The organism is Phenylobacterium sp., assembly GCF_030645195.1.
Taxonomy (GTDB): Bacteria; Pseudomonadota; Alphaproteobacteria; order Caulobacterales; family Caulobacteraceae; genus Phenylobacterium.
Genome location: NZ_JAUSLW010000046.1, coordinates 1 through 2,897, shown reverse-complemented (window position 1 = coordinate 2,897; position 2,897 = coordinate 1). Strand labels below are relative to the sequence as shown.

At 67.7% G+C, this 2,897-nt stretch carries 4 protein-coding genes; 3 read left to right on the top strand and 1 reads right to left on the bottom strand.

Annotation, left to right across the window (positions count from 1 at the left end):
* The coding region (locus Q7T09_RS04050) for a sorbosone dehydrogenase family protein (RefSeq protein ID WP_304697851.1) at nucleotides 1–1,192 on the bottom strand (1,192 nt) is incomplete at its 3' end.
* 267 nt (nucleotides 1,193–1,459) lie between these two features.
* On the opposite strand from Q7T09_RS04050, the gene Q7T09_RS04045 reads away from it, so the two are divergent.
* From Q7T09_RS04045 to Q7T09_RS04035, 3 genes are all read left to right on the top strand, one after another.
* On the top strand, nucleotides 1,460–1,858 hold the full coding sequence (locus tag Q7T09_RS04045) for an MAPEG family protein (protein ID WP_304697849.1): 399 nt from the start codon (nucleotides 1,460–1,462) through the stop codon (nucleotides 1,856–1,858).
* 51 nt (nucleotides 1,859–1,909) lie between these two features.
* Nucleotides 1,910–2,305 carry a GFA family protein gene (locus Q7T09_RS04040; protein ID WP_304697847.1) on the top strand — a complete coding sequence of 132 codons (396 nt, stop codon included), beginning with the start codon at nucleotides 1,910–1,912 and terminating at the stop codon, nucleotides 2,303–2,305.
* A 41-nt stretch (nucleotides 2,306–2,346) separates the two neighbouring features.
* The coding region (locus Q7T09_RS04035) for a carbonic anhydrase (protein ID WP_304697845.1) at nucleotides 2,347–2,897 on the top strand (551 nt) is incomplete at its 3' end.

Genomic DNA, 2,897 nt, shown 5'->3' with positions numbered 1-2,897 from the left:
TGGCGTTGAGGAAGCCGGTCAGGAAGGCCTGGGGCGGGCCTGCGGGCTTGCCGTCCTTGAAGGGGATGAAGACCACCCGATACCCGTTCAAAGGGCGGCGGTTCCAGGAGCCGTGCTGGCCGATGAAGACCCCGCCCCTATAGGCCGCGGGGAAGGCGTCGGCCTTGTAGAAGGCCAGGCCCAGGGACGCGGTGTGGGGCCCGAGCGCATAGTCGGGGGCGATGGCCTTTGCCACCAGGTCGGGCCGCGGCGGGCTGACCCGGACGTCCACGTGCTGGCCATAGTAGCTGTAGGGCCAGCCGTAGAAGGCGCCTGGCGTGACGCTGGTCATGTAGTCGGGGACCAGGTCGTTCCCGATCTCGTCGCGCTCGTTGACCGCGGTCCAGAGCTTGCCGGAGACCGGCTCCCAGTCCATGCCGTTGGGGTTGCGCAGGCCGGTGGCGTAGGGGCGGCTGGGCCCCTCGGGCAGGGTGAACTCGACGATCTGGGCGCGGCCGGCCTCGGCGGGGATACCGTTCTCGCCGACGTTCGAGTTGGAGCCGACGGTGGCGTAGAGCTTCTGGCCATCGGGGCTGGCGATGATGCTCTTGGTCCAGTGGTGGTTGATCGGGCCGCCGGGCAGATCGAAGACCTTCACCCCGGGGCCAGTGACCTGGGTCTGGCCCTCGGCATAGGGGAAGCTGACGATGGAATCGTCGTTGGCCACGTAGAGGATGTTCCCCACTAGGGCCATGCCGAAGGGCCGCTTCAGGCCTTGCGCGAAGATCGCCTTGGTGTCGGCCACGCCGTCGCCGTCGGAATCCCGCAGCAGCATGATCTTGTTGGGACTGACCTGCAGGGCGCCGGCGCGCTTCTGGACCAGCTGCGCGACCCAGTCCTTGAAGCCCGCGGGTTTGCCGGCTTCAGAGGATGATTCCGCGACGAGCACGTCGCCATTGGGCAGGACCAGCAGCCAGCGGGGGTGATCGAGGCCGTCGGCGAACCTGGTGACCACGAAACCGGGGGGCGCCGTGGGCGCCGCGCCCTTGGGCCAGCCGACGAACTTGGCGACGTTCACCGTGGGCAGGGCGCTCTTGGTCGGGGTCGGCAGGTCAGGCTTGGGCCCGAAGCCCACGAAGGGACCCGGCGCCCCCTGGCTGCAGGCCGCCAGGCCGAGGGTGACGAAGCCGGTCGCCAGCAACATCGAACGCATGGAGGTCTCCCTGATCCCGAACCCTGCCTAATGCTCAGGTCCGCGCGCAGTTCAGTCCTAGACCCTGATCGTTTCAGATGAGTCCATCTGAAACGGTCAGGGTCTAGATTCAAAACTTGAGAGCGCGTCGGGCGGCGGAACCGGTATCCACTTCCGCCTGACGTGCTCTAGCACAGGGGGCCATGACCCGCCGTCAAGGTTGACGCCGGCGGCCCCCGGACCGAACCTCCAAGGCGAAGCTTCAGCAAGAAGCGATAGGGGCGGAACATGAGCGTGGAAATAACGATGCTGGCCTATGCGGTCGGCCTGCTTTTCGTACTGGTCTTCATCCAGGCCCTGGCGGGCATCCGGGCCCAGGGCGCGGTTCCGCTGGCCAATTCCCGCGACGACCTCCCGCCGCCCAGCGGCTTCCATGCCCGGATGAAGCGGGTGGTGGACAATCATCGCGAGGGGCTGACGATGTTCGCGCCCCTGGTCCTGATCGCCGCCGTGGTCGGGGTGTCCAACGGGACCACGGTGCTGGGCGCCCAGCTGTTCCTCTATTCCCGCGTGGCGCACGCGGTCCTCTATGTCCTCGGCGTGCCGATGGTGCGTCCCCTGGCCTGGGCGGTGGGGTTCGTGGGGACCGCGATGATGTTCGTCGCCCTGATGGGCTGGGCGGCCTAGCCGGCTTCTCCCGCCCTTGACGGAGCGGGAGGCCGCGGCCGAGAAGGCGGCATGACCCGCCATCCCGGATCCTGCCATTGCGGCGCGGTGACCTTCGTCCTTGAGGCGGAGATCGATCACCTCACCGCCTGCGACTGCTCGCTGTGCGTTAAGAGGAACGCGCGGATGGTGCGGGTGCGCGCGCAGGACCTGACGGTCCTGTCGGGCCAGGACCAACTCGGCGCCTATGAGTGGAACACCCACCGGGCGCGGCATCATTTCCGCCGGGTCTGCGGGATCTATGTCTTCCACCGCAAGCGGGCCTCGCCGGATCTCTATGAGGTGAATGTCTACTGCCTGGACGGCTTCGATCCCTCCGGCCTGCCCGTGCGGGCCAGCGAAGGGGTGGGCATGTCGGTGGTCGCGCAGGGCGCAAGGGAGGTTTGGCCAGGGCCGCGGAACGCTTGACCAGGGTTGCGGCGGCGGGCTCACGAGGGTATGGCGCGGCCATGCTCGATGACCTGAAGGCGAACAATAAGGCTTGGGCCGCGCGCAAGGTGGCGGCCGATCCGGGGTTCTTCAAGCGGCTGAAAGGCCAGCAGGCCCCGGACTATCTGTGGATCGGCTGCTCCGACAGCCGGGTGCCGGCCAACGAGATCGTCGATCTCGATCCGGGCGAGCTGTTCGTCCACCGCAACGTCGCCAACCTCGCCCCGCCGCAGGACGCCAACTATCTCTCGGTGTTGCAGTTCGCCGTCGACGTGCTGAGGGTCAAACATGTCATGGTGGTGGGCCACTATGGCTGCGGCGGCGTGGCCGCGGCGGTGGACGGCCAGAGGCGCGGGCTGGTGGACCACTGGCTGCACCCTGTGCGCGAGGTCCACGAGGAGCACCGCTGCGAACTGGACGCCCTGGTGAACCAGACCGAGAAGCTCGACCGCCTGTGCGAACTCAACGTCATCCGCCAGGTGAAGAACGTGGCCTCCGACGTCTTCGTCCAGGACGCCTGGGCCCGCGGCCAGAGTCTGTGCGTGCACGGCCTGGTCTATTCCCTGGAGAA

Bases quoted from the DNA above. Each gene is read 5' to 3' on its own strand.
- Q7T09_RS04040 (WP_304697847.1), top strand. From the start codon at position 1,910: ATGACCCGCCATCCCGGATCCTGCCATTGCGGCGCGGTGACCTTCGTC.
- Q7T09_RS04045 (WP_304697849.1), top strand. From the start codon at position 1,460: ATGAGCGTGGAAATAACGATGCTGGCCTATGCGGTCGGCCTGCTTTTC.